The organism is Brevundimonas sp. P7753, assembly GCF_013386595.1.
Taxonomy (GTDB): Bacteria; Pseudomonadota; Alphaproteobacteria; order Caulobacterales; family Caulobacteraceae; genus Brevundimonas; species Brevundimonas bullata.
Map to the genome: position 1 here is coordinate 14,702 of NZ_JACARP010000009.1, position 23,666 is coordinate 38,367.

The following is a 23,666-nucleotide window of genomic DNA, read 5'->3' on the forward strand; positions in this document are numbered from 1 at the left end:
GGTCATGACCAGCGGAACGGCCACGATAGTAGAGGTTGGCGCGCTTTAGGTTTGCGACAGGCGACGATCGTGAACTGGCCGGGGATCTCCAGCTTTAGTTCGAATTGGCTCTCAGCAAGCAACGGGCCTTGGCGATCGTTATCGATCTGGTAGCAATCTTGGCCAGCCCAAGCGATGACTTCCAACTTGGCGTTTCGGGCGAGCTGCAGGGTTTCGGCCAGCGTGTAGTGCCTGAAATGGAAGTGATTTCCAGTGGAGACGTGTGGTAGTAGATCTTCATTTGGTGTGGAAAAGATCAAGTATCCGCCTGGCTTGATGCTTTTAACGAGAGCGTAAAAAAAAGCGACGCCGTCCGCGACATGTTCGACCGACTCTAGGGAGACCACGAAGTCGTAGGCTTCGTGCGGCAGTTCGAAGGGCCAGTAGGCGTGGGCGTATAGTGTGCGAGGTGTTTTGAAATGTTCATTGGCGAAGGTGATGGCTTCTTTCGAGCCGTCCAAGCCTAAAACGCTCCGCGTACGAGACAGGAGCTCGGCGCCATAGCCATTGCCGCAGAACGCATCCAGGCCGTGACCCCGCGCGGGAATGATGGCGTCAGCCCATTCATAGCGGAAGCGGTGATCGGCTCGGATATCCTTGTAAGATTGCGCGACTTGTCGTTCGCCCGAGAAAAAGCTGAGGTCGTGATCAATCATCGAATGGCTAGACCGAAATGAGTGGGATGGCGTTGGATTAGATGCCATGGTGGCAGGGGGAGCACCATGTCAACGTCGTGCTGCCATGTTTCTATAATCGCCACGGGATTGCGCGTGTCTTCAGTCTGCATCGACGGCTTTAATCTGGCTATGGCCAAGGGGTCAGGCATCGCGACCTATAGTCGGAATCTGCTTTCCGCCTTCAGTGATTGCGGCATTGACGGTCAGGTGCTTTACGGGCCGCCAGGAAATGATAGCCGCAAGATTTCCGAAGTAACTCTTGCTGATGCTGAGCGTCCGCTGGCGAAGGTGAGAAAATTCGATCGGTTCAAGCGAACGTTGCTGTCTCAGCAGGGCCGCACAGCCTTCCCGATTATCCCTAGCGACAAAGTGATTTGGTCGTCGCGAGGCGGAGGGCGGCCGGAGGCGGGTTGTTTTTGGGCCGCCGGTGACCTGTTCCACTATGCCCATCGCTGTTTCCAGGCTTATGGCAGGGTGACGCCTGTGTCGTTTGTTGGTGAGGCCGATCAGGTTCCCGACGCCGTTCAGTGGACGGCGACCCTGCCTCTTTACGCTCCCAAGAAGATCAATGTATATACGATACACGATCTGATCCCTTTGCGTCTTCCACATTCAACCATGGAGGATAAGCAGAAGTATAAGTTGCTTTGCGATGAAATATCAAAGCGCGCGGATCACATTGCTGTCGTGTCCGAAACTACGAAGCGAGATGTGGTAGAGCTTCTGGGGGTGAGCCCGGATCGGATAACGACTACCTATCAATCAGTAACCATTCCAAAAGAAATCGTTGAACGGTCAGCGTCTGAGGTTGCTCTCGAGATTGAGGGGGTATTTGATCTCGGGTGGAAAGATTATTTCCTCTATTTTGGGGCGATTGAACCCAAGAAGAACGTTGGCCGAATTGTTGAGGCCTTCCTTGCTTCCGGCGTTGATCGACCGCTTGTCATAGTGGGGGGGCGCGCTTGGCTGGAAGAGGGCGAGGTGGCTCTGCTCGATCAGGTGCAGCGTGACGGTACTCCCGCAGGCAAGCGTATTCGTCGCTACGAATACATGCCTTACCGGCTGCTCGTAAGTCTGATCCGCGGCGCGCGAGCCACGCTCTTTCCGTCACTTTATGAGGGATTTGGTTTGCCCGTGCTCGAGTCCATGCTTCTGGAGACAGCGGTGCTGACGTCGACCGCAGGATCTTTGCCTGAGGTGGCTGGCGAGTCGGCCCTTATGGTCGATCCTTACGATGTGCCTGCGATCACTAAAGGCATTCAAGCCTTGGCCTTCGACGATGATCTTGTCGCTGATCTGGTCGCCCGTGGCCGTGCGCGTGCGACCCTGTTCACGCCCGAAGCGCATGCCAATCGCGTGCGAGGCATGTATGAGAGATTGGGCGTCCTGAAGGTCTAGGTGTTCAGCCCCAAAGTGTGTGGGAACCAGTTAAGCTGATCTTTTGTGGGCGCTGCCTGTCGCATTTCAGTTGGACCTTACCACTTTTGAGAGCTGATCGTGCAGCGCCGTCTTGTCGAGCATGGCCTGGGCCAGCAGGCGCTTCAGCTTTCCGTTTGCATCTTCTTAGGCAGAGGGAGCTAGGCGCCCGAAACGCTCGTCCTGCCGAAATTGGCTTCCAGGCGTAGATCCTCCGACATGGTAGTGCGCCAGCTCGCCAGCTCGCCAGCTCGCCAGCTTTGGCGCCGGCCTCGTTCTCCCTCAGGATCCCGATGATCTTCTCTTCCGTGAATCTCGCTCGTTTCGTTCTGTCCGTCCTTTCAAGGGGCGGGCTCTAGCTCTGCAAGGAGGACATTCTCGCGGGCACGTCAGCGCCGCCAATTTTCTGTCAGGCGTCCTGGTCGCTGCAATCGCCAGCTATTGGGCAAAAGGAGCCTGGACCCTAGGCGGCGTTTACGTCAGCCAAGCCGAGCGAAGACAGGAATACGCGCGCATTCCTGTCATCTGGGAAGCGCGTCTTGAGCGTCTCCGCGAGGCGACTGGCGCCTGAGCGATCACCACAGCCGGCCGCCGCCTTGATGGCCTCATAGGAAATCGAATAGTCGTCAGGATAAAGGCGATGGGCCTGGGTAAGTAGGCGGTATGAGGCTCTCAGGTCATGGCGGGCTAGAAGTCGGGCGCGAATGAGCCAAGCTTCGCGTGATCGTCTGATTGTGGGTTCGATCGCAAAGGCCGCGAAGAGATTGCGCTCGGCTGCAGGCAGGTCGCCAAGACTGTAGCAACTGATCGCTAAGTGAAGCAGGGCCTCGGCCGGCGAGATCGGCCATGGCTTCCGCGACATGCCCTTCGTCTCCTCGGCGGCCATGAGCGACAGGGTAGCGTTCCAATGCTCGCGGGCCGCCCCCCAATCACCTAGACGCACAGCAACGCCCGCCAAACCAACCTCACCATGGATGCGATGCGAGGCGGATGCGCCGACCTGCTTGAAAAAGTCCTTGGCGCGATCATACTCGGCTAGCTCGTTGAGCATATTGGCGGACTGAAGCCCGGCGTTGGCGTTGGTCGGATCTAGCTTTAAGATCGCCTGCCAATAGCGCAGGGCGACTTGCCAATCATGGCGTGCCTGCGCAGCGCGAGCTTTCTGTCGAAGGGCGCGGATGGCCCGACGCCGCACTGCCGTGATGGGATTAATCACGCTTTCACCTTCCCAGTCATGGGGGACGCAGCCTTTTTGATCGCTGCGATCAGGCCGCTTCTTTCGAGAAGATTGTCCCAATAGAGGGTGTGCCGTTTTTCGAGCTGCTTCTTCGTCAGCTCAAGTTGCGGCCCGTGGAGGACATCCAGCATGGCGTCACGAAACTGCTTCGGGGTGCGGGCGACCAAAACGCCCTTCTCTTTCTCGAAATCTTCAAAGGAACGAAGGGCCACCGGGGTGGCAATTACCCACTTGCCACCGCACAGTGCTTCGGCGGTCTTCAGGTTACTTCCGCCTCCCGAAGAGATCGGCAGGATCGTCCCCTTTGATCGCTCCTGAATCCAGTGGAGTTCCGGGTCCGACGGGCGGGAGAAGAAGTGAACTCTGTCGCCGTATGACGAGGCATGGGGAAGGTATTCTTGAGAGCCGAAAATCCCGTCAGCAGCGCCGCCGCAGACGGCGAGCTGTTTCGTCGGCGGCAGTCCGTAAAGAGACTCGCTAAGCACGAAGTTGGTGAAGCCTGTGACATTGGGGGGGTAGGCGCTCCCGACGAAAACGAGGTACTCGCCCGGAGGCAGTTCCCCGCCCTCGTATGGGCGTCTGCTGCGGCCAGGGCGGTCGGTGCCGTTGCGGATCGTTAGCACAGGCGCGCCACATCCGAGGGCCCGGTAATAGTCGGCCTCAGTTTGCGAAACGGCGACAATCAGGTCTGCGGCATCGACCGCATCCCGTTCGACGGCTTCGATCAGTGAGGTGGCCCGTTTCACCTTGTCGCTTGTCACGCCGGCGGCTTCAAGGATCGAACGCTTCAGCGGCGCCTCATGGTTATGTGAGGAATAGACCAGTGTAACGCTGCTCAGGTCGCCAAGTTGCTGCAATTTATCGACAAGCGGCCACATGAACGGTTGATCGAGTTGAATTACATCCGGCTCGAAGTCTTCGACGATCTTCCGAAAGTGATTGAGCGGGGCCTCATTCTGGGCGGCGAACACGCCGGAGCCGAGGTCGTCAATGAAGGGAATGTCGGAAAACATGCCGCCGGGCGACGCATACGGAATGTCGTCCGCTGTGACGGCTGAGCCGCCATAGGTGCCGGGCATGTAGACTGAGGCGTATCGAAACGACGTATTGTTGGCTTTGTAATATCGGCCGAGGTTTGAGACGCGGCGCTGTCCGCCGTGAATCGGGGTCGCGATCGGATAGGTACCAAGCGAGAGAATATTCATTTGTGCTTGGCCATTGTCGCGTTCAACTTCTCATAGAATAGATCTGCGGAGCGATCCCAGGTAATCGGCTGATATCGACTTGTTGACCTTTCCTCGTACTCGCGGAGAAGTTCGTCGTCGTTCATAAAGTCGCGGATCGCCTCACCCCAGGCCTTGATGTCGTGTGGTGGAATGTAGAGGGGCGCGTCTCCGCCCACTTCGCGAAGAGAGCCTGTATTGCTGCTGATGCAGGCCTTGCCCAGCCCCATGGCCTCGACGAGCGACAGGCCGTATCCCTCGTATCTCGAGGGAAAAACAACGAAGCGCGCGCCTTGGTATAGGGCCAAAAGTTCTTCGTCGGACACATCTGACAGGATAACTATCCTATCCTTCAGGAGCGGGTTGGTGCGGATTTCCTGCAGGAGGTTGTCGATGTTCCAGCCGGTTCGTCCAACGAACACGCAGAGCGCGTCATCGTCCAATTGGCCGCTGCGGATAAGGTGATCGAAGGCATCGACAATGGTGCGATGGCTTTTGCGCGGCTCGATAGTCGAGACGTAAAGGAGGTATTTCGATGTCGCGAACCGCGGGTGCGCCAGAGGGCCAGCGTCCGACCCCGAGTGGATGTCGCAGCCTAGCGGCCACGAATCCATCTCCAGTTCCGGCATACGCCACTCGTTCATATGCGCCTGAACATCGTTTTTCGTCGTGTCGGAAATGCAAAGCGCATAGTCCGCCGTCCACAGCAACTCGCCGAAGTATTTCTTCAGTATATCAACGTATGACGGTACGACAAAGTGTGGGTATAATAAGGGGATGATGTCGTAGATGATTGAGACGTATTTGAACGGTCGCGATTTCTTTAATATTCGTATGCTTCTAAGGTCTTTGTGTTCCCAATCTAGGCCGCCGTTTACGACCCACGTGTCGCTGGTAAGTTTCACCTTCCGCGCTATCAGTTCGGAAGTGGGCGTTAGTCTTCGTTCTGTTGCCCAGTGCACGGGTATGACGGACAGGTTGTCGCGGACCTGAAGGATGTCGGCCAGGGATAGGTCTGCGATATTGGCGCGCGCGCGCACGAGCGCACGGGCGTCGGGGTGGCTGCGCATGGCGGTCTGCCGAATGATCTCGCTGAGCCCCGCCTGGTCGGTCCGTTGCGAGAAATCGGCTGAAAGCAGGTCGTCGCGGTTCAGATGACAGGCGCCCGACAGCACCGCCTCGGCCAGCCACGGCGCCATCTCGTAGAAGGCGCCGCTGGTGGCTTGATAGAAGCAGTAGGACAGTTTGGCGTCGCTGCGCCCAAGCGCTCGCTTGGCGATCTCCCGCTCAACCCGGGTGATGCCGACCGGCGGGCCGCCCCAGCAAAGGGTGGTCGTGAGATCGAAATATAGCTTCATTGTCATCCCGCAGGCCTGCCCCAGTTGGGCATTCGCGTGAGCGTGGGTCTAAGCGCCGGTGATAGTGGGTCGTTCGAACTGTGGCAATGCCGCCCACCCCGCCGCTTTACTCGGGTCATCGGCCGATGCTACGGCCTGTCTAATGATATGGAGGCGTGGTTGGCCAGAAGAGCGTTGATAACGGGAATCACTGGACAGGATGGTGCTTACCTTGCCCACCTGCTTCTCGAAAAGGGCTACACTGTTTTCGGCGTCGCCCGTCGGTCGAGCCACTCTGAGGTCGATGATCACCGGCTGCGTTGGCTGGGCATTCATTCGGACGTCCAGATCGTGGACGGCAATCTCACAGATTTGAGTTCGCTCATTCGGATACTGCGTGAGACCAAGCCTGATGAAATCTACAATCTGGGCGCTCAATCCTTCGTAAAGGCGAGTTGGGATCAACCGATCGTCACGGCCAATGTGACGGGAGTCGGCGTCCTGAACCTGCTCGAGGCTGTTCGTCTCGAGACGCCCTCTGCTCGCTTCTATCAGGCCTCATCGTCTGAGATGTATGGCCTTATCCAGGAGCCCATGCAGAGCGAGACGACGCCGTTTTACCCTCGCAGTCCCTACGCCGTGGCGAAGCTCTACGGCCACTGGATCACGGTCAACTACAGGGAAAGTTTCGGAATGCACGCCTCGTCGGGCATTCTGTTCAATCATGAGTCCCCGCTTCGAGGGCTTGAGTTCGTCACCCGGAAGGTCACTCGAACGGCTGCGGCCATCAAGCTGGGCCTCGCCGATAAGCTCGAGATGGGCAATCTTGATGCGAAGCGCGATTGGGGGCACGCCAAGGACTACGTTCGTGCGATGTGGTTGATGCTGCAGCAAGACCAGCCGGACGACTACGTGGTGGCCACCGGCGAAACCCATACCGTCCGGCACATGATCGACGTCGCCTTCGGCCAACTCGGACTGAATCCTGACGACTATCTCTCGATCAATCCCAAGTATCTGCGACCGGCAGAGGTGGATGTGCTGTTGGGCGACCCCGCGAAGGCGAAACGACAGCTGGGATGGCGACCTGAGATCAGCTTTGAGGCACTGATTGGTGAAATGGTTGAGGCGGATCTCGCTCGCCTGCACCGCAAGCTCTGAGGATGGATCGCGACGCCAGGGTGCTCGTCACGGGCGCGGGCGGGTTTGTCGGAATGCGCCTGGTGAAGGCGCTTTCCGCCGACCTCCGCGTTGCTCGCATACTGGCTCTGGGGGGAGCTGGTGAAACGGGTAGTGACAAGGTTGAGAGCGCCGATGTTGATGTGACGACCGACGAGCTTGAGGCCGCGACGGCGCGTTTTTTGCCGACCCATGTCGTCCACCTTGCAGCGATTTCGTCCGTCGCCGCCTCGCTGCAGGACAGGCGAGGCGTCATGGATGTGGCGGCGCTAGGGGCGTTGCATCTTGCCGATGCGATTGCATGCCATGCGCCGGCGGCGCGCGTACTCTTCACGAGTTCGGCTGAAGTCTATGGACGGGCGTTTGCGTCTGGCGTTGAGCTGGACGAAAGTAGTCCTGTGTCTCCCGCGAACCCCTATGCTCGCTCGAAGCTGGCCTCGGAGTTCCTGCTGGCCGATCGGCTTCCTTCCTCCGCCAGCTTGATAATCATGCGCCCCCTGAACCACATTGGCCCCGGGCAAGACACGCGGTTCGTCGTTTCAGCCTTCGCCCGACAGATCGCCGAAATCGAATATGGCGTGTGCGATCCGGTCATAAGCGTTGGAAACTTGGACGCACAGCGCGACTTTTTGAGCGTCGTCGACGTAATCGACGCCTATGTTCGTGGCCTGTTCCTGCCGGCCGCGCCGGGCTCGCAGGAGACCTTCAACGTATCGGCTGGCGCAGTCAGAAGCATTAGGAGCGTCCTGGACGACCTTCTGGCGCTGTCCTCTGTGCAGTGCCAGGTGAAGGTCGATCCGGCACGATTGCGGCCAAGCGACGTCCCGGTGACCCGTCTTTCCAGCGAAAAGCTACGGGCTGCGACAGAGTGGAGCCCGTCAGGGCATTGGGACGTCCTCCTGGCTAGTATTCTAGACGACCAGAGGCGCGCTGTAGGCGAAGCCTAGGCGGTTGCCGGTGTCGTCGACCGTCCGATCGCGAACAGCATCATGCCGAGCTGACGGAAATCGGGGAGCCCTTCCATATCGGAGGGACGGCGGGGAAAGCGTCGATAGAAGACCAGCTGCAACACCTCGCCATTTTCCGGCTTTGGCGCATCGAAACGCACGGTGGCAGGATTTCCAGAGTTCGTCGGCAGGGTAACTGTGGCGAGGCGGCTGCCCCCGCTCCAGACCTCCACTTCGTCCGTGGTACCTGGGCTCCCGGTATAGACGGCCGCTGTCATCTCGAGCGTGATGGGGCCGTCCTGATCGGCGGGCCAGATGAAATCCAACGCCGCCAGTTCGTCGGACCAAACGCCCCCAGCTTCAGCTTCATGCCATCCGTAAGATCTCGCCAGCGCCAACGACTCGTTCGTGACCGGACAAGATTCGTCGGGGACCACCGGTGGCCTGGCCGATGGCGGCCAAATATCGACCACGCCCCAGTGAAGCTTCAAGAGCGCCTTCAACGAGCGCGTGTGCGGTGCAGAGGCGGCCTTTACTTGACCGTCTCGCAACCACGAGGCGACCGGCCCGTACAGATCATCCAGCCGGGCCGCGACGAACTCTTCTCGGACAGGAAAGCCGTGTGACAGGTCCGGCCTGAGGGCGACGGCCTCAGCACCCAGCAGGACGGCTTCATGAAGAACTGAGCTGGACAGTGCCATGAGTCTCCCGATCTGGCCTGACGCAAGCAGGTTGTAAGTACTTCGATCAGTGAAGCGCCCGTTCTTCAGCTGAAGAACCGCCAATCGATCAGCTTCGCCAGCCGACGAATGAGGATGTGGTTTGATCCAAACGACCGGGTGTGATTCGGCAAACTGGCGCAATTCATCCAAGTGGTCGTCAAGGCTGGCGAATCCTTGGGTGTCCAGTAGCGCGCTGTCCTTCGGCATCTGAAGGGCGATGATGCCGTCAACCCCCTGGCTGTGTGGCATTCCGACGCAAACAGCGTCAAATCGCAGGGCTGCGGCGGCGATAGCCAACTCCCGTTGCATTATATCTTGGTCGATGAGCTTATTGAGCGGCACGCCATGGCTACGGGCGAGAAGGTAGTAATCCGGCCCAAAACGGCAGGGGTGAAGACGAAGATCGAGCGCGGGGGCACCCCGCTCGCCAATAAGACGCCAGAGGTTGTCTGGTGTTTCAAAGCCTAGATAGAAGGCGCCATCGAGCAGAGATGCGAAGGATTCTTCGACTTCCGCGGTCAGCGGACTCGTCCTTTGCCTCGCCCACCGAGCGACGCTGTCAGCGCTGGAGGAGGGCGTGATGCCGATATTCTCCGGCGTAGCGACCTGTGCATCCAAATCGCCGAAAAGGCCGGTCGCGATGACGCGCATCATCTCGACATTGAGGTGCTGCTCCCACGAGCCGTCCATCGCCACGCGGAATGGGTCTCCGCCCAGTAAGACTTTCCGAGGACGCTGTACCTGTTCGAACGTGGGTTCCCTTCTGCAGACCCCAGAAGATGGGAGGGCGAAACGACGCGCCAGCCGCCGCAGGATGCCGTCCGTCATTCGATACTCCTCGGGGGGGCTACGGTCGAGCGGGTTCGATATCAGATGGTCCTGGGAGGAGCCAGCCGTACCGCTAGCCTGTGGTGTCGCCGCATAGCTCGATGTCGACGCCGGCGAATGTCAGGCCTCCCGCCAGCGAACTTTCCGGCAGGATCAGGCGGAATTCTGAGAGGCCTGATTGCGAGATGGCGTGGTTCAGTTCAGCTCGGAAATGCCCAGGTTTTCCTGGACTTGCCTCAAAGGATGTGAAGTCAGTCTGACCTCCCCATTCGAACCTGAACCGATGAAGACTGGCGGGCGCATCTACGGTGAACCGCACGGTTGCTTTCCATTGACCCGCCGGTAGGGTGACATAAGGGCCATGCACCAGACAGCGGGCGCGACCGGCTAAGTCGATGCAAACGTCGCCAGATGGAGACGTTTGGTGGTTGGGGTCAATGATGAATGCGCCGGGGACCCAGAGGGAGACTGAGCCCGGTTGAGGAGGCCCCTCCCGGTAGATCGAGAGCGCCTGATCGCGTTGGGCGTCCACCGCCGTCGGAGCACCGTCGGTCAGATCGATCGACAGGAAGGATAGGATATCGATGCGACGAGCGCCGGTCAGCTTGGACGGCGTAATGTATTCTACCCCATGCTTGGCCGCAGGAAGGGCCGAAAGAGCGAGGGACGCCTGCACGCGATCGACGCCAGTCCAATATCCGAGCGCATCAGCCTGGGTGAGGATGACTGTGACTTCGTCGTAGGACGCTGAACCCAAGTCGTTCAAATCATCTGACAGATAGACTGCGAAGGGGCATGGATGCGCGACGTTTTCTGCACCAGCGGCGAATGTCGGAACACCGTCCAAGTGAGCCTGGCGCTCAATCAAATAGCGCCATTCCGCCGCTTCCGGCGACGGCGCGAAGAGGATCAGGCCAGAGCGCTGGTGAGCAGGCGCTTCATTGGACTGGAGGATGGAAGATGAAGTCATTCGTGGGAGGTCCGCTAGTGCGCGCGCAGCCACATATACACATCCACCGCTTCCTCGATGTCATCGAAAATTCGAGCATGGCCTCCGTCGATTACGAGCGCTCGGCTGCAGTGAGTTTTGATCAGCCCCATGTCGTGCGAGGCCATAATGAACGCCCGGTCGGCTCGGTGCTGGAAAAGTTCAGCGTTGCAACGATCCTGGAACCGTGCATCACCCACCGACACGAGTTCGTCGATGAGGTAGCAGTCAAACTCAATCGCCAGCGAAAGGCCGAACGCGAGACGCGCCCGCATACCCGATGAATAGTGTTTGACCGGCATTTTTAGCTTGCTGCCCAGTTCAGCGAAGCCGTCCACTCGCTCTAGCGTGTCACGATAGTCGCGCGCATACAGCCTGGAAATGAAGCGAATATTGTCCAATCCCGACAAACTGCCCTGAAAGCCGCCGCCGAAGCCGATCGGCCAGGAAGGCTTGACAGCCCACTTTACGACGCCGGATGTCGGCGGCAGGACGCCGCCCAGGATCTTGATGAGTGTCGATTTGCCTTGGCCGTTTCGTCCAAGGAGAGCCAAGCGTCCAGACTTGCTCACTTCGAAGTTGAGATTCGAGAAAACCGGGCGACCAACGCCCGGCTTTCCATAGGTCTTCGTGAGAGAAGTGACGCTGAGGCCTGCGTCGTTCGCGAAATCCTGCATCAATCCTGCCTGTGTTCTCGGACGCCGGCCCAGACCAGCCAGCCCACGCCGTAGATCAGCAGGCAGGTCATCAGGACCGTGAGAATCGATCGAAGGCGGCGCGGCTCGGAGGCCACATCGGGCAGATTGGGAGCGGCGATGCGGAGCAGGTAGAGCTGCTGACGTTGGGCGTCTTGGCGGGCCGAGGTGAGATTGGCCGATGCCGCCGCCACTTCCTTAGCCGCGAGTTCATTCTGCAGCACAAGCGTTTCGTATCGGCCTACCTGCGGAGCGAGCGAGGAGGTGCCTCCCGCGATCTTGCTGCGCTCCTCAGCGATTTGACGCTCTATGGTCACGATGCGCCGATCCAATGAGGGCAGCATAGGGCTTTGCGGGGCTTCATTTCGCAATTGGTCGCGTTGGACTTCTGCTTCCGCAAGGTTCGCCATCAGGCCGACAATGACCTGGGACATCGCATTGGCTTCACGCGTGGGGTCGAGGAAGCGCCGGTCATTCCGGAATGCAGCCAAGGCGGCTTGCGTTTCGCCTGCGGCTCTTGTGGCTTCTTTGCTCCGGGCCACTGCGTCGGCTAGGGTGTTCGTCATCGCCCGCTCGTTGAGGCGATTAACCAGCGCTTCGCCTTCGCTCAGCAGTGCGTCGGCCATCTTTTGTGCGTCTTCCGGCTTGAACGCCTCGACGCGAAGCGTGCTGATGCCAGTTTGCGAGGCATAGCCGACAGTGACGAATCGGGGAAAGGCCTTGTACATGCTTTCAAAGCTGCGACGTTCCAGAAGGTTCGGATAGCGCGCGACTATGTCGGCGTTGGGCGGGGCCAGCATGCCCGCCACATCGATCCGTCGATCCAGCTCGGCCAAGCCGTCTCGTGAAGTTATGTACTCGTGGATGGCGAACGCGTCCGAGGCCTGGGTTGTGAAGCCGGCGCCCTGGAGAGCGACGCCTAGCGCCGACATCTGAGGTTGGGCGGGCGATCGGACGATGAAACGCGCTTCCGAAACATATCGAGGCGACGCGATCAGGAAGAAATAAATCGCAGCCAGAAGGGTGGGAATCCCAACGACGATAATGAACCCCCAAGGCAGCTTCTTGGCGATGGTTCGAAGCGTCTTCTTCGGTCGATTGTGAGCCGAAGCAAGAGGACCCATGTAGCTCAGACGGTTTTCGGTCATAATTTTTCGCGGTTGCTGGTGCGGCAGCTAGCCGCTTAATCGACTTCGACGCGCTTGCTGGCAACGGCTATCAGGACGATGCCGCTAAGATTCAAGATCAGGACCCAAAGAAGTGCGTAGGCGGGATCGTAGTGCGTTTCGACGAACGGGCCAAAGACAGCTGCCCTGATCATCTCAACGCCATGAGGAAACGGAATCCAAAGGTAAATTTTCTGTGCCGCAGAAGGCAGGAAGGATGTCATCACGAATGCGCCGGAGACTGGAATGAGCGCATAGCTTAGGAAGCCGACAAGTCGCTCGAAAAGATCAGAAAGCAGAGCGAGGCCTCCAAAGGTGAGGGCGAGGCCGGAGCCCAGGCCGAGCATGATGAGCCAGCCCGAATAGAGCAGAAGGTAGTCCGAAGGGAGGCTCACTTGCCCGAGGGCCAAGAGCAAGGCGTAAACGACGACGAAGGCGCAGGTGGCGCCTGCAAACTCCAGAATCACGCGCGTAGCATAGATATGCAGTGGCTTGATCTTGGCATGGTAGAGTAGGCCCGCATTGGCTTGCAACGCAACGATCGTGGTGCTGATCAGGTGGCGAAGCAGCAGCAGAGACATATATCCCGTCATGACGAACGGGCCCAGTTTGATGCCATGCTCATAGGGTGGCTTGATGAAGTGCCACATGGTTAGTACGCCGACGCAGAAGATCAGCGGTTCTCCAACCAGCCACAAAAAGCCCAATCCTTCTCGCCCGTAGCGGGTCATGATTTCGCGCATCATCAAGGCCCCGATGATGCGGCCGTGGCTTTGCACGCTTGGAATGGGATTCATGGCTTGTGGCTTGCGGCTACTGTTGAAAGGCTGCGCCTTGATGAAAATTCCGCCCTAAAACCATGCTGTAGAAGCGAAGGTTAGGGGCTTGGTTGGGCGCTTGTCAATTTTTGGGACGCCATATCAAGTCGTTCACGCATCCATGAATCATGTGTTGGTACATGAAGCTTTCTAGGGTCTCGCGGTTATGAACCTTCATTCCTCCGCGAGCATCGACTTCAAACTCGCCAGCCAGATCGAGAACCATGTCTGCCAAAATTCTCGGACTCTCGTCTGTGTGCATGGCTATGGCGTAGGCGTTGAACTCCATCACGACAACGGGCTTGAAATGATCCAAGGTTTTCTGGGCGCCGCGCAGCACCTCTGCTTCATATCCTTCCACATCAATCTTGACGAGATCAACCGAGTGAAGGTCCAAGTCTTCAACGATGCTATCGATCGAACGCACCTGAACGGCTATTTCGCCTTCTTTTCCAACATGACTTCCTGCTGCAAAGTCCGTTTCACTGAACCTTACCTCACCAGGCCCTGACCCGGCCGCGCATTGAAACAGCTCGGCCTCGATGTTGTTTTCCTTCATCGTGTGCCTGAAAAGCTCAGCGTTCCTAGGTGATGCCTCCACCGCAATGATCTTGGCGCCGGAAGCTGCAGCCAAAAGGCTGGTTCCCCCAATATTGGCGCCGATATCTAGAAATACGTGGGGAGACTTGAGGGAGCAAATCTCAGTTATCAGACCGGTGTTGTTGGCAATGTGATTTTCAATCTCGCCAAAGTATCTGTCAGACTCGTAACCGAATATTTTCCGCTTTATCCCCATGACCTCGATTTCCCGAGAGGTCGGCTTTAAATTCGCGGCGAACATTGGTTCGTGGCCCCAAGATTGATTTCGACAGGCGCCGTTTTGGCACGAACCGATAAGTAGCGATAGCCATGCACTGTTCGATGCGCATCCTGCCCCTAACGAAATGCCGCCGAATTCTCGACTGAATTAAAGCCGTGGCCCCATCCCCCCGCTCGGCTCAGGGCGCTGAGGCCGGGCTTGTTGATCCGATCGCCGATCCAGCGGGCGGTGTTGATCAGGGCGTTCAGGTCGTAGCCGGTGGAGAAGCCGGCGCGTTCCAGCATATAGACCAGGTCCTCGGTGGCCACATTGCCGGTCGCGCCGGGGGCGAAGGGGCAGCCGCCGATGCCGCCGACCGAGGCGTCGAGGATGTCTACGCCGGCCTCGACTCCGGCGTAGGCGTTGGCCAGGCCGGTGTTGCGGGTGTCGTGGAAGTGCAGGCGTAGGGTCGCATCGGGCGCGGCCTTGCGAGCGGCCTCCACCTTCCTGGTCACGCTCCACGGGTCGCCGACGCCGATGGTGTCGGCCAGGGCGATCTCTTCGACGCCGAGCGCGGCGATGCGGGCGACCAGCTCGCTGACCTGTTCGACCGAAACCTCGCCGTCAAAGGGGCAGCCCCAGACGCAGGACAGGGTGGCTGTCAGCTTCGGCGTCGCGCCGGGCGCGCCTTCTGCGTTGCGACGACCCGCCATGATATCGGACAGCATCTGCACCTGCTGGTCGACGTTCAATCCCTGGTTCTTCAGGCCGAAACCGTCGGTGGCGGACATGGCGACATTGACCTCGTCCACCGCCGTGCCGAGCGCGCGATCATAGCCCTTGCCGTTCAGGACCAGGCCGATGCGGTTGTGGCCCGGTGCGGGGGGCAGGGCGGCCATCACCTCTTCGGCGCCGGCCATCTGGGGCACATACTTGGGGTGGACGAAGCTGACCGCCTCGATCCGCTGGGCGCCGGCGGCTTCCAGGCGGCGCACGAAGTCGGCGCGGACGGCGGGCGTCAGCACCGCCTTTTCGTTCTGCAGGCCGTCGCGTGGGCCGACCTCGACGATCTGGATGAAGCGACCCATCAGCGTGCGCTCCGTTCGCCGGCGCCCGCTGGCGCATAGACGGTCAGGCGTACGTCGTCGCCCGAGGAGTAGTTGTGGCCGCTGACCACGCCCACGGCGCGCCCGGCAGCGCCGAGGTCGGCCAGGGCGCGGCGGAACTCTTCGTCGTCATGGGCCTCGACGATGGCGGGGCGACCCTCGGCCAGGGCGCGGGCCGCGCCGGGGCCATCGGTCAGCTGGGTGTCGCGCCCGGTCAGGAAGACGAAGCTGGGCTCATGGAAGGTGGTGATGGCCACCGGCCCCGGATAGCGGCCCTGGGCGGGGCTCAGCTCGGCCGATTCCAGCGTCTTCACCAGACGCGGGGCGATGGACAGGGGGCGCAGCTGGCGGATGGTCCCAGCCAGGCCGGCGTGGGCGATGACGCCGCACAGGATGGCGGCCAGAACCCCGGTGATCGCCGCCCGGTTGACCAGCAGGAAGCCGCCGACCGCCGCCGCCATGACGGCGAAGACGATGGTCACGGTGGCCCAGGTCTGGGCCGTCGAACGCCCGAACTCGGTCAGGCCGTAGACGGTGATGGCGCAGATGACGACAGCGGCGAACAGGCCGAGCAGGGCGCCGGAAATGCGCGAGACCTTGCCGATCGGCTGGGTCAGGGCGGCCGCGGCCAGCAGGGCGATCGCGCCGAAGGTGGGCAGGGTATAGTGCCACAGCTTGGTCGGGGCGATCTCGAACATCAGCCAGGCCGGGATCAGCCAGCAGAGGGCGAAGCGGATGGCCGGCTCGGCGCGGCGATGCCAACCCGTCGACAGGGCGGCGGGCAGCATCAGGGTGACGGGGAACAACAGCAGGGGCGACAGCAGGACGTACATGCCGAAGAAGCCGCCGTGGCTTTCGTGGGCGCCGGCCAGCTTGGGGGCGAGGTCGCCGCCGATGGCTTCACGCCAGAAGCCGCCGTCGGTGGCGATGGTGATGGCGATGGCCCAGGGCCCGACCAGCAGGGCGACCAGGGGCAGGCCCCAGCCCCACCCCAGCTTGCCCAGCCACTTGATGTTTCGATCCCAGACCGACAGAGCGATGATCGACAGGGCCACGACCAGAATGCCGATCGGCCCCTTGATCAAAATCGACAGGCCGATGCCCAGCCAGAACAGCAGCTTGTGCCAGCGCACCGGCTTCTCATTGGCTCGCGTGGCCATATAGATCCGCGCCAGGGCCGCCATCGACAGGGTCGTCAGGCCGCACAGCATGGCGTCGGTCTTGGCGATGCCCGCCTCGGACGACAACAGGAAGGTCGCGCCCAGCATGGCGCCCGCCAAAAAGCCCGCGCGATTGCCGAACAGCGCCGCCCCGGCCCATGCTGTGGCCCAGGCCGCCAGCATGGCGCCGAACAGCGACGGCAGGCGATAGGGCTGGATGTTGCGGTTCTCGACATCCGAGGTCAGGCCGACGGCGACCGCCTGCATCCAGTAGATGCCGACCGGCTTCTTCCAGCGGGGTTCGTCCTGAAAGCGGATGTCGACATAGTCGCCGCTTTCCAGCATCTGCGCGGTCGCCTGGGCGAAGCGGCTTTCGTCGCGGTCCAGCGGCGGCAGCAGCATCAGGCTGGGCAGGCCGGCGAGCAGGGTCAGCAGGGCCGCCAGAACGGGGCCGCGCCAGCCGGCGATGAGGTGATCCAGGTTCGGGCGGTTCATGGCGCTGTCGTATCACGCCGACGCCGCCCCCCGGAAGCTTCAGCTTTGGATTGGTCGCGCGTCCCCCGTTTTCCTCGCCCCCGGCGATGCGCTACAGAGCGACGATGACCGATAGCTCTGCCTCGACTCCTGAAATTTCCGTCGTCGTGCCTGTGCATGACGAATCCGGCGCGGCCGTGCCTCTGGCGCGGGAGATCGCCGAGGCCTTCGCCGGCCGGTCCTATGAGATGATCTTCGTCAACGACGCCAGCCGGGATTCCACCCTGGCCGAGCTTCAGGCGGCGATGGCGGAGCTGCCGACCTTGCGGGTGCTGTCGCATGCGACCAATGCGGGTCAGAGCCGCGCGGTGCGCACTGGGGTCCTGGCGGCGCGCGCGCCCATCATCGTCACCCTGGACGGCGACGGCCAGAACCCGCCCGCCGACGCTCCGCGTCTGGCCGACGCCCTGATCGCGGCGCCCGCCAATGTCGCCCTGGTCGGCGGCGTCCGCGCCAAGCGTCAGGATTCGAACGCCAAGCGTCAGGCCTCGATCTGGGCCAACCGTATCCGCCGGAAGCTGCTGTCCGACGACGCCGACGACACCGGCTGCGGGCTCAAGGCCTTCCGCCGCGACGTCTTCCTGCGCCTGCCCTACTTCGATCACATCCACCGCTACCTGCCGGCGCTGACGATCCGCGAGGGCTATGAGAACCGCTACCTCGAGGTCGATCACCGCCACCGCGGAGTCGGCCGGTCGAAATACACCAACTGGGGCCGGCTGCGGGCCTCCTTCTCGGACCTGCTGGGCGTGATGTGGCTGAAGTCGCGCTCGCGGCGTCCGGGCGCGATCAGCGAGTTCTGACCCGGCCATTCTGGTCTTGGGGGCCATATGGCCGCGCGCCGGAAACCGGGGTAAGCAGGGCGATCTGGAGGGACCGCCCATGCTGATCGCCATACCCCTGCTGGTCGTGCCGGTGGTGATCTACAATCTGGTGATCCTGCTGGGCGGAAGCGCGCCGGACGCGGTGCTGGGTCCGGCGTCGGTGCTGAGCGAAGTCCTGTTCCGCGTGCCGATGACCTCGGGCGCGGTATGGAGCATCAGCGTCGGCGACCTGATCCTGTTCCTGTCGCTGATCCTGCTGTTCGTGGAGCTGTTGAAGTCGACCTCCAGCCAGAGGGTCGCCATCGTCAATCACGCCCTGTCGATGGTGCTGTTCGTCGTCTGTCTGGTCGAGTTCCTGCTGCTGCCGGGGTTTGCTGGATCGGTCTTTTTCCTGATCCTGACCATGGTGCTGCTGGACGTGCTGGCGGGCTTCATCGTCACCATCATCGCCTCGCGGCGCGACTTCGACATGAACCCGCGCTGAGCGGTCTGAGGCCTAGCTGAAGGCGACGAAGACCAGGGCGACCACGGTCACGTCGAACAGGCGGGCGGCGAGGTTGAGGACGGCCATGGGCGAAACTCCGGTCGAAGACGCCGGAGCCGTCGCAAGCGCCATGCCATCAGCCGGTCAGGGCCAAGCTCAGGCTTGGGGCCCGGCTAGACCTCGGTCTGTCTCGCCTTGCCCACGCGGGGGCGCCGGTCGTGCTTGCCTGAATATTCCGCGCCCAGATAGGTGGAGCGGGCGGCGTCCAGCACGGGCGGGCCGCCCTTGAGGCCGCGCTTCTGTCCCTTCTGGCCCAGCACCTGGGCGGCGAACAGGGCGGGCGGCGCCACAACAGGATTGGGGGGCGACACGGCAGGCTTTGCCGGGGAGGCGGCATGATCGACCCGCTCGCCCGCCGGGACCAGGCCCCGCGAGGCTTGTTCCGCTTTCGCTTTCGCTTCCGCTTCCGCAGCCCGCCGGTCGCGCCCGCGCCGGTCGCCTTCGCGGCGCTCGTGCACCGTATGGCCCTCGATCGGGCCGACCGGGCGCACGCTGTCGGTCATTTGCCGGCGCCGGCCAGGCGGTCGATCTGGGCGCGCATCTCGTCCATCTGACGACGCATTTCGTCCAGCGCCGAGGCGCCGGCGGGCGCAGCCTTGGTTTCGGGCTCGGAGGGCTTCTCAACTTCGGCGTCGGGGCGGCCATAGCCCGCCATGCCGGGGAAGATTTTCATGGCGCGTTCGAACATGGCCATGTTCTGACGCACGGCTTCTTCCATCAGCCCGCCGCCGGGCGTGCCGGCGAAGGTGCGGGTGAACTGGGTGCGAAGCTGCTCCTGCTGACGGCTGAAGCTGTCCAGCGACATCTCGAGATACGACGGCAGGACCGCCTGCATCGAATTGCCGTAGAAGCCGATCAGCTGTCGCAGGAACTGGACGGGCAGCAGGGCCTCGCCGCGGCTTTCTTCCTCGAAGATGATCTGGGTCAGGATCTGACGCGTCAGCTCGTCATTGGTCTTGGCGTCATAGACGACGAATTCGACCCCCTCGCGCACCATCTGCGCCAGGTCTTCCAGCGTCACATAGGCGCTGGTGGCGGTGTTATAGAGCCGCCGGTTCGCATACTTCTTGATGACGACGACGCCGTCACGGGTTTTTCCGCCCTCGGATTTCTTGTCGGCCACGCTTGTTCTCGCGTTGTTGCAACGCCGCACTATCACGCTTTGCGCACGCGAAGACCAGAGGGCGCCGCAAGGTCAGGCTGCCCCGGGGGCCAGAACCACGCCGATCAGGACGGCGGCCCAGTGAACGCCGGCCCCGGCGACGACGAAGCCGTGCCAGATGGCGCGACGGAATTTCACCTTCTGGCTGATGAAGACGAAGACGCCGGAGGTGTAGATCAGGCCGCCTGCGACCAGCAGGCCTAGCGCCAGGGGATGCACCGTCTCGATCATCGGCTTCAGCGCAAAGATCGCCACCCAGCCGAACAGGACATAGACCCCGCTCCAGAAGGCGTCGGAGATGCGCGGCGCGAACATCTTCACCGCGACGCCGGTCAGCGCCATCAGCCAGACAGCCAGGGTGAAGCCGATGGACCAGGCCCCCTCGAACCTCTGGGTCGTGAAGGGGGTGTAGCTGCCGGCGATCATCAGGAAGATGGCGGCCTCATCCAGCCGCCGCAGCACGGGTCGGGCGGCGCAGGGGTGGGTCTGGTTATAGATGGTCGAGGCCGTCAGCATGGCCATCAGGCACAGGGCGTAGACCGCGGTGGCCACCACGGCGCCGATGCCGCTGTAGAGCCCGGCCAGCACCGCCAGGACGATCCCGCCGACCGCCGCCAAGCCCAGGCCCACGATATGGACCCACAGATCGGCCATACGCTCGGCGCGCGTCTGATAATGCTCGATCATGTCGAGGTCGTCGGGCGTACAAACCCGGCTCGCCAAGGATTTCAGCCGCACCAGCATCACTCCTGAAAAGCGTCAGTCGAGGCTATCGTTCCCGACAGATTGCGCCTGGATGATGACGAAGTGCTGCACTTCGCAACTGCGAGAGGTGACGTCGTGCGCGGAATGCGGCACAACCTCGCCCAGATTTCTCCCCGGAGTGAATATCATGACTGACGTAGTGATCGTTTCCGCCGCCCGCACCCCGGTCGGCTCCTTCCTCGGCGCCTTGTCCAGCCTGCCCGCGTCCAAGTTGGGCGAGGTCGCCATCAAGGCGGCGCTGGAACGCGCCGGCGTGGCCGCCGCCGACGTGGACGAGGTGATCCTGGGCCAGGTGCTGCAGGCAGGCGCGGGCCAAGGCCCTGCGCGTCAGGCTTCCATCGGCGCCGGCCTGCCCAACGAGACCCCGGCCTGGAGCCTGAACCAGCTGTGCGGCTCGGGCCTGCGCGCCGTGGCCCTGGCCTATCAGCAGATTGCTCAGGGCGATGCGAAGATCGTCGTCGCCGGCGGTCAGGAAAGCATGAGCCAGTCGCCCCACACCGCCCAACTGCGCAACGGCCAGAAGATGGGCGAGCTGGGCTTCAAGGACAGCATGTTGCAGGACGGCCTGATCGACGCCTTCCACGGCTATCACATGGGTCAGACGGCCGAGAACATCGCCAACAAGTGGTCGATCGACCGCGCCGCTCAGGACGCCTTCGCCGTCGCCTCGCAGAACAAGGCCGAGGCCGCCCAGAAGGCCGGCAAGTTCGTCGATGAAATCGCCCCGGTGACGATCTCGACCCGCAAGGGCGACGTGGTCGTGGATCAGGACGAATACATCCGCCACGGCGCCACCATCGAGGCGATGGCGAAGCTGAAGCCTGCCTTCGTCAAGGACGGCTCGGTCACGGCGGCCAACGCCTCGGGCATCAACGACGGCGCCGCTGCTCTGGTGCTGATGTCGGCGGATGAAGCCAAGGCGCGCGGCCTCGAGCCGCTGGCCCGCATCGCCTCCTGGGCCACGGCGGGCGTCGATCCGGCCTTCATGGGCACCGGCCCGATCCCGGCCTCGAAGAAGGCGCTGGAAAAGGCCGGCTGGACCGTCGCCGACCTGGACCTGATCGAGTCCAACGAAGCCTTCGCCGCCCAGTCGCTGTGCGTGGTCAAGGAACTGGGTCTGGATACGGCCAAGGTGAACGTCAACGGCGGCGCCATCGCCATCGGCCACCCGGTCGGCGCCTCGGGCGCCCGCGTCCTGACCACCCTGCTGCACGAGATGAAGCGCTCGGGCGCCAAGAAGGGCCTGGCCACCCTGTGCATCGGCGGCGGCATGGGCGTGGCCCTGTGCGTCGAGCGGTGACGCCTCGCTGACAGGCTGAAAAGCAAAAGGCCGGCGGATCGCTCCGCCGGCCTTTCTCATGTCTGGAACCGCCGGGTCAGAAGCCGCGTCGCCAGCTGCCCAGCAGGGCGTAGCCGGTGGGCGCGCCCGCGCGATGCTGTTCGTCGCGGCTTGCCACGGCCTCCAGTTGCAGAATTGAACCGCCGGGCAGGGGGTGAAGGCTGCGAACGGAGATGTCGATCTGACGGCCCGAGGGGTTGGCCGAGAAGCGGCGCTCCGAGAAGGTGACGGGGTCGAAATACTCCAGCGGCACGTCGGCCAGGAAGGCGCTGAAGGTCCCGCTTTCGATGCGCAGCGGCTGGGAGATCTCCCAGGTCAGGCGGCTGCACCCCAGATACCGAGATTGCGCCCAGGATGGGCAGTCGGACTGTAACGCCATGCGCCAGGTCGAGCTGATCGCGGCGCTGGTCAGGTTCAGGAACCGGCCCTCGATCTCGGTGCGGCCGAAGCCGGCCTCGCCGCTCAGCACCAGGCCGTGACCCAGGGACAGGTCGCCGCCGAAGGCCGCGAACCGCGTGCGCGACGGCAGGGCGAAGTCCGAGCGCGTCGGCATATAGGCGCCCAGCGGTCCCATCTTCTCGTCCAGCGCTCCCATGCTGAACGAAAGCCCGCCATGCTCGCCGCGCCAGTCCAGGGCCGTGCGGGCGTAGGAGGAGACATCCTGCTCGACCGAACGCAGCGGGGCGCGGCGGTCGCCGGCGCCGGTCTCGGCGCTGAGCGTCAGCGGGCCGAAGCCCAGGCCGTCGAAAACCATGGCCCCGCGCAACGCGTGGTCGGCCTGGGCCAGGGCGGCGAAGCCGTCGCCCGATCCGGTGCGGAAGGGCGAGCGCGACCCGCCCTTGCCCTGCCAGGCGGCGAAGGACATCCGTCCGGCGGTGACGTCGAACAGGGCTTCCTGCCGGATCTCGTCGCCCAGCCAGGGGGCGTCGAAGGGCGTGTAACGGTTCAGGATCGGCTCGGGCGTCTCGACCGGCACGGCCGCGACCAGCGAAAGCTTCGCCCCGCCGGGGCCGTCCATCGTCACCTGCGACTGACGCATCGGCGTCGGATTTTCCGGCTGATAGCTGCGGCGCGGGGCGATGCGGTAGGCCGCGCCCATGTCGATGCGGAAGAGGCGTTCGTACGCGTCATAGCCGATGGTGCTCAGGGCGTCGGTGCGGCCCAGGGCGTCGCCGAACGGCCCGCCGACATAGGCCCCCGGTTCGATGGCGACATTCACCGCCGCGCCCTTGGCTTGCGGCGATGAGGTCGTGCCGACCGGCTGGAAGGCCTTGGCGATGTCCAGCAGGCCTCGGCCATAGACGACGTCGGCGCCCAGGTCGCCCGCTTCGCGCCCGGTGCGGAGCAGGATTTCGACGGCCTGTCTGCCCGTCAGATTGGGGAAGGCCTCTAGCAAAAGGGCCAGAGCGCCGGCCACGGCGGGAGAGGCGAAGGAGGTGCCGTTGACGCGCCAGCAACTGGTGTCCTCGCAATCGACGACGACGCTGACGCCCGGCGCCGACAGGAACCAGGACTGCGACACGCCCGCGCGGTTGGAGAAGTCGGCGATCTGATTGGCGGAATCGTGGGCGCCCGTGACGATGATGCCGCCCGCAAAGCGAGGGTCGCTGGCGTAGCGTCCCGGCCATTCCGGATTGGCCCCGGCCTCGTTGCCTGAGGCGATGGCGAAGACCACGCCGGCGTCGATCGCACGCTGCAAGGCGGCCTCGAACGCGCCGCCCAGCGGGCCTTCGCCGCCGAGCGACAGGTTGATTACCTTGGCCCCGTTGGCGACGGCGTAGTCCAGCGCATTGGCCAGGTCCGAGCCGCGGAAACAGACGGCGTTATCGGGGTCGCTACATTCGCTGATGTCGGCCCGGATCGACAGGATGGTGGCGTTGAAGGCGACGCCCACCGTGCCGAACCCATTGAACGGGGCGGCGATCACGCTGGAGACGCGCGTGCCGTGCGTGTCGCTGCCCTGAGGCTGATTGCGCCCCGCGACGATGTCGGTCGAGAGTGACGAGATGTTCGCCCCCAGGTCCTGGTGGTTCAGCTTGATGCCGCTGTCCACCACGCCGACCGTGATCCCGCGACCCGTGGCGCCGGTCTGCCAGGCCGCGATGGCCCCCGTATTGGCCGCCCCGTAGTTGCGCAGATACTCGTTCGAGGTCGCGGAGGG

General features: G+C 62.5%; 22 protein-coding genes and 1 pseudogene. 6 read left to right on the top strand and 17 right to left on the bottom strand.

The features are described 5' to 3' along the window. Positions 1 to 2 precede the first annotated feature (2 nt). Complete coding sequence (locus HX774_RS02265; RefSeq protein ID WP_178823864.1) at positions 3 to 695, bottom strand: methyltransferase domain-containing protein; 693 nt, start codon at positions 693 to 695, stop codon at positions 3 to 5. A 114-nt stretch (positions 696 to 809) separates the two neighbouring features. On the opposite strand from HX774_RS02265, the gene HX774_RS02270 reads away from it, so the two are divergent. Beyond that, a complete protein-coding gene (locus HX774_RS02270; RefSeq protein WP_178823866.1) occupies positions 810 to 2,114 on the top strand; it encodes a glycosyltransferase family 1 protein in 1,305 nt (434 codons plus the stop codon). An 84-nt stretch (positions 2,115 to 2,198) separates the two neighbouring features. On the opposite strand, the pseudogene HX774_RS19945 reads toward HX774_RS02270, so the two are convergent. From HX774_RS19945 to HX774_RS02285, 4 genes and pseudogenes are all read right to left on the bottom strand, one after another. Then, positions 2,199 to 2,430 (bottom strand): annotated as a pseudogene (locus HX774_RS19945) (IS3 family transposase); the annotation flags it as partial. Positions 2,431 to 2,595: 165 nt separating this feature from the next. Then, on the bottom strand, positions 2,596 to 3,348 hold the full coding sequence (locus HX774_RS02275; protein ID WP_178823869.1) for a lipopolysaccharide assembly protein LapB: 753 nt from the start codon (positions 3,346 to 3,348) through the stop codon (positions 2,596 to 2,598). After that, positions 3,345 to 4,574, bottom strand: coding sequence for a glycosyltransferase (locus HX774_RS02280; protein WP_178823871.1), 1,230 nt, complete (start codon positions 4,572 to 4,574; stop codon positions 3,345 to 3,347). The genes HX774_RS02275 and HX774_RS02280 overlap by 4 nt, the downstream gene beginning before the upstream one ends. After that, positions 4,571 to 5,950: a glycosyltransferase family 1 protein gene (locus HX774_RS02285; protein WP_178823873.1), complete on the bottom strand. Its 1,380-nt coding sequence runs from the start codon at positions 5,948 to 5,950 to the stop codon at positions 4,571 to 4,573. The genes HX774_RS02280 and HX774_RS02285 overlap by 4 nt, the downstream gene beginning before the upstream one ends. Before the next feature lie 159 nt (positions 5,951 to 6,109). On the opposite strand from HX774_RS02285, the gene gmd reads away from it, so the two are divergent. Both gmd and HX774_RS02295 read left to right on the top strand, forming a co-directional pair. Continuing rightward, complete coding sequence (gene gmd / locus HX774_RS02290) at positions 6,110 to 7,090, top strand: GDP-mannose 4,6-dehydratase (RefSeq protein WP_218650223.1); 981 nt, start codon at positions 6,110 to 6,112, stop codon at positions 7,088 to 7,090. A 2-nt stretch (positions 7,091 to 7,092) separates the two neighbouring features. Then, positions 7,093 to 8,055: a GDP-mannose 4,6-dehydratase gene (locus HX774_RS02295; RefSeq protein ID WP_178823875.1), complete on the top strand. Its 963-nt coding sequence runs from the start codon at positions 7,093 to 7,095 to the stop codon at positions 8,053 to 8,055. Here HX774_RS02295 and HX774_RS02300 read toward each other — a convergent pair. The 8 genes from HX774_RS02300 to HX774_RS02335 form a co-directional block, all read right to left on the bottom strand. Continuing rightward, complete coding sequence (locus tag HX774_RS02300) at positions 8,052 to 9,605, bottom strand: hypothetical protein (protein WP_178823877.1); 1,554 nt, start codon at positions 9,603 to 9,605, stop codon at positions 8,052 to 8,054. The two genes, HX774_RS02295 and HX774_RS02300, sit on opposite strands and share 4 nt — an antisense overlap. A 73-nt stretch (positions 9,606 to 9,678) precedes the next feature. Then, the gene (locus HX774_RS02305) at positions 9,679 to 10,575 is read right to left on the bottom strand and encodes a hypothetical protein (RefSeq protein ID WP_178823879.1); all 897 of its coding nucleotides are present in this window, start codon (positions 10,573 to 10,575) and stop codon (positions 9,679 to 9,681) included. Positions 10,576 to 10,589: 14 nt separating this feature from the next. Continuing rightward, positions 10,590 to 11,270, bottom strand: a complete 681-nt coding sequence (locus tag HX774_RS02310; RefSeq protein ID WP_178823881.1) for an ABC transporter ATP-binding protein — start codon at positions 11,268 to 11,270, stop codon at positions 10,590 to 10,592. Continuing rightward, positions 11,270 to 12,436 (bottom strand): chain-length determining protein, encoded by a 1,167-nt coding sequence (locus HX774_RS02315; RefSeq protein WP_178823883.1) that lies wholly within the window; start codon positions 12,434 to 12,436, stop codon positions 11,270 to 11,272. Before HX774_RS02315 ends, HX774_RS02310 begins: the two co-directional genes overlap by 1 nt. Positions 12,437 to 12,471: 35 nt before the next feature. Continuing rightward, entirely contained in the window at positions 12,472 to 13,251 is a 780-nt protein-coding gene (locus HX774_RS02320; protein ID WP_178823885.1) for an ABC transporter permease, read from the bottom strand. A gap of 103 nt (positions 13,252 to 13,354) precedes the next feature. Beyond that, positions 13,355 to 14,113 (bottom strand): FkbM family methyltransferase, encoded by a 759-nt coding sequence (locus HX774_RS02325; protein ID WP_178823887.1) that lies wholly within the window; start codon positions 14,111 to 14,113, stop codon positions 13,355 to 13,357. A gap of 95 nt (positions 14,114 to 14,208) precedes the next feature. Further along, the gene (locus tag HX774_RS02330; RefSeq protein ID WP_178823889.1) at positions 14,209 to 15,159 is read right to left on the bottom strand and encodes a hydroxymethylglutaryl-CoA lyase; all 951 of its coding nucleotides are present in this window, start codon (positions 15,157 to 15,159) and stop codon (positions 14,209 to 14,211) included. Beyond that, the gene (locus HX774_RS02335) at positions 15,159 to 16,832 is read right to left on the bottom strand and encodes a glycosyltransferase family 39 protein (protein ID WP_178823891.1); all 1,674 of its coding nucleotides are present in this window, start codon (positions 16,830 to 16,832) and stop codon (positions 15,159 to 15,161) included. Before HX774_RS02335 ends, HX774_RS02330 begins: the two co-directional genes overlap by 1 nt. 104 nt (positions 16,833 to 16,936) lie before the next feature. Here HX774_RS02335 and HX774_RS02340 point away from each other — a divergent pair, with 104 nt between their 5' ends. Both HX774_RS02340 and HX774_RS02345 read left to right on the top strand, forming a co-directional pair. After that, positions 16,937 to 17,674, top strand: a complete 738-nt coding sequence (locus tag HX774_RS02340; protein WP_178823893.1) for a glycosyltransferase family 2 protein — start codon at positions 16,937 to 16,939, stop codon at positions 17,672 to 17,674. Between the two features lie 79 nt (positions 17,675 to 17,753). Continuing rightward, on the top strand, positions 17,754 to 18,179 hold the full coding sequence (locus HX774_RS02345; RefSeq protein WP_114818046.1) for a hypothetical protein: 426 nt from the start codon (positions 17,754 to 17,756) through the stop codon (positions 18,177 to 18,179). Positions 18,180 to 18,352: 173 nt separating this feature from the next. Here the strand turns inward: HX774_RS02345 and HX774_RS02350 are convergent, their stop codons facing one another. The 3 genes from HX774_RS02350 to HX774_RS02360 all read right to left on the bottom strand — a co-directional run bounded on the left by HX774_RS02350 (position 18,353) and on the right by HX774_RS02360 (position 20,145). After that, on the bottom strand, positions 18,353 to 18,742 hold the full coding sequence (locus HX774_RS02350) for a hypothetical protein (protein ID WP_178823895.1): 390 nt from the start codon (positions 18,740 to 18,742) through the stop codon (positions 18,353 to 18,355). Then, on the bottom strand, positions 18,739 to 19,362 hold the full coding sequence (gene phaR / locus HX774_RS02355; RefSeq protein ID WP_178823896.1) for a polyhydroxyalkanoate synthesis repressor PhaR: 624 nt from the start codon (positions 19,360 to 19,362) through the stop codon (positions 18,739 to 18,741). Before phaR ends, HX774_RS02350 begins: the two co-directional genes overlap by 4 nt. Before the next feature lie 72 nt (positions 19,363 to 19,434). After that, the gene (locus HX774_RS02360; RefSeq protein ID WP_178823898.1) at positions 19,435 to 20,145 is read right to left on the bottom strand and encodes a hemolysin III family protein; all 711 of its coding nucleotides are present in this window, start codon (positions 20,143 to 20,145) and stop codon (positions 19,435 to 19,437) included. A 148-nt stretch (positions 20,146 to 20,293) separates the two neighbouring features. Here HX774_RS02360 and HX774_RS02365 point away from each other — a divergent pair, with 148 nt between their 5' ends. Continuing rightward, a complete protein-coding gene (locus HX774_RS02365; RefSeq protein ID WP_178823900.1) occupies positions 20,294 to 21,466 on the top strand; it encodes an acetyl-CoA C-acetyltransferase in 1,173 nt (390 codons plus the stop codon). 76 nt (positions 21,467 to 21,542) lie between these two features. On the opposite strand, the gene HX774_RS02370 is transcribed toward HX774_RS02365, so the two are convergent. Then, the coding region (locus HX774_RS02370) for a S8 family peptidase (RefSeq protein ID WP_370523290.1) at positions 21,543 to 23,666 on the bottom strand (2,124 nt) is incomplete at its 5' end.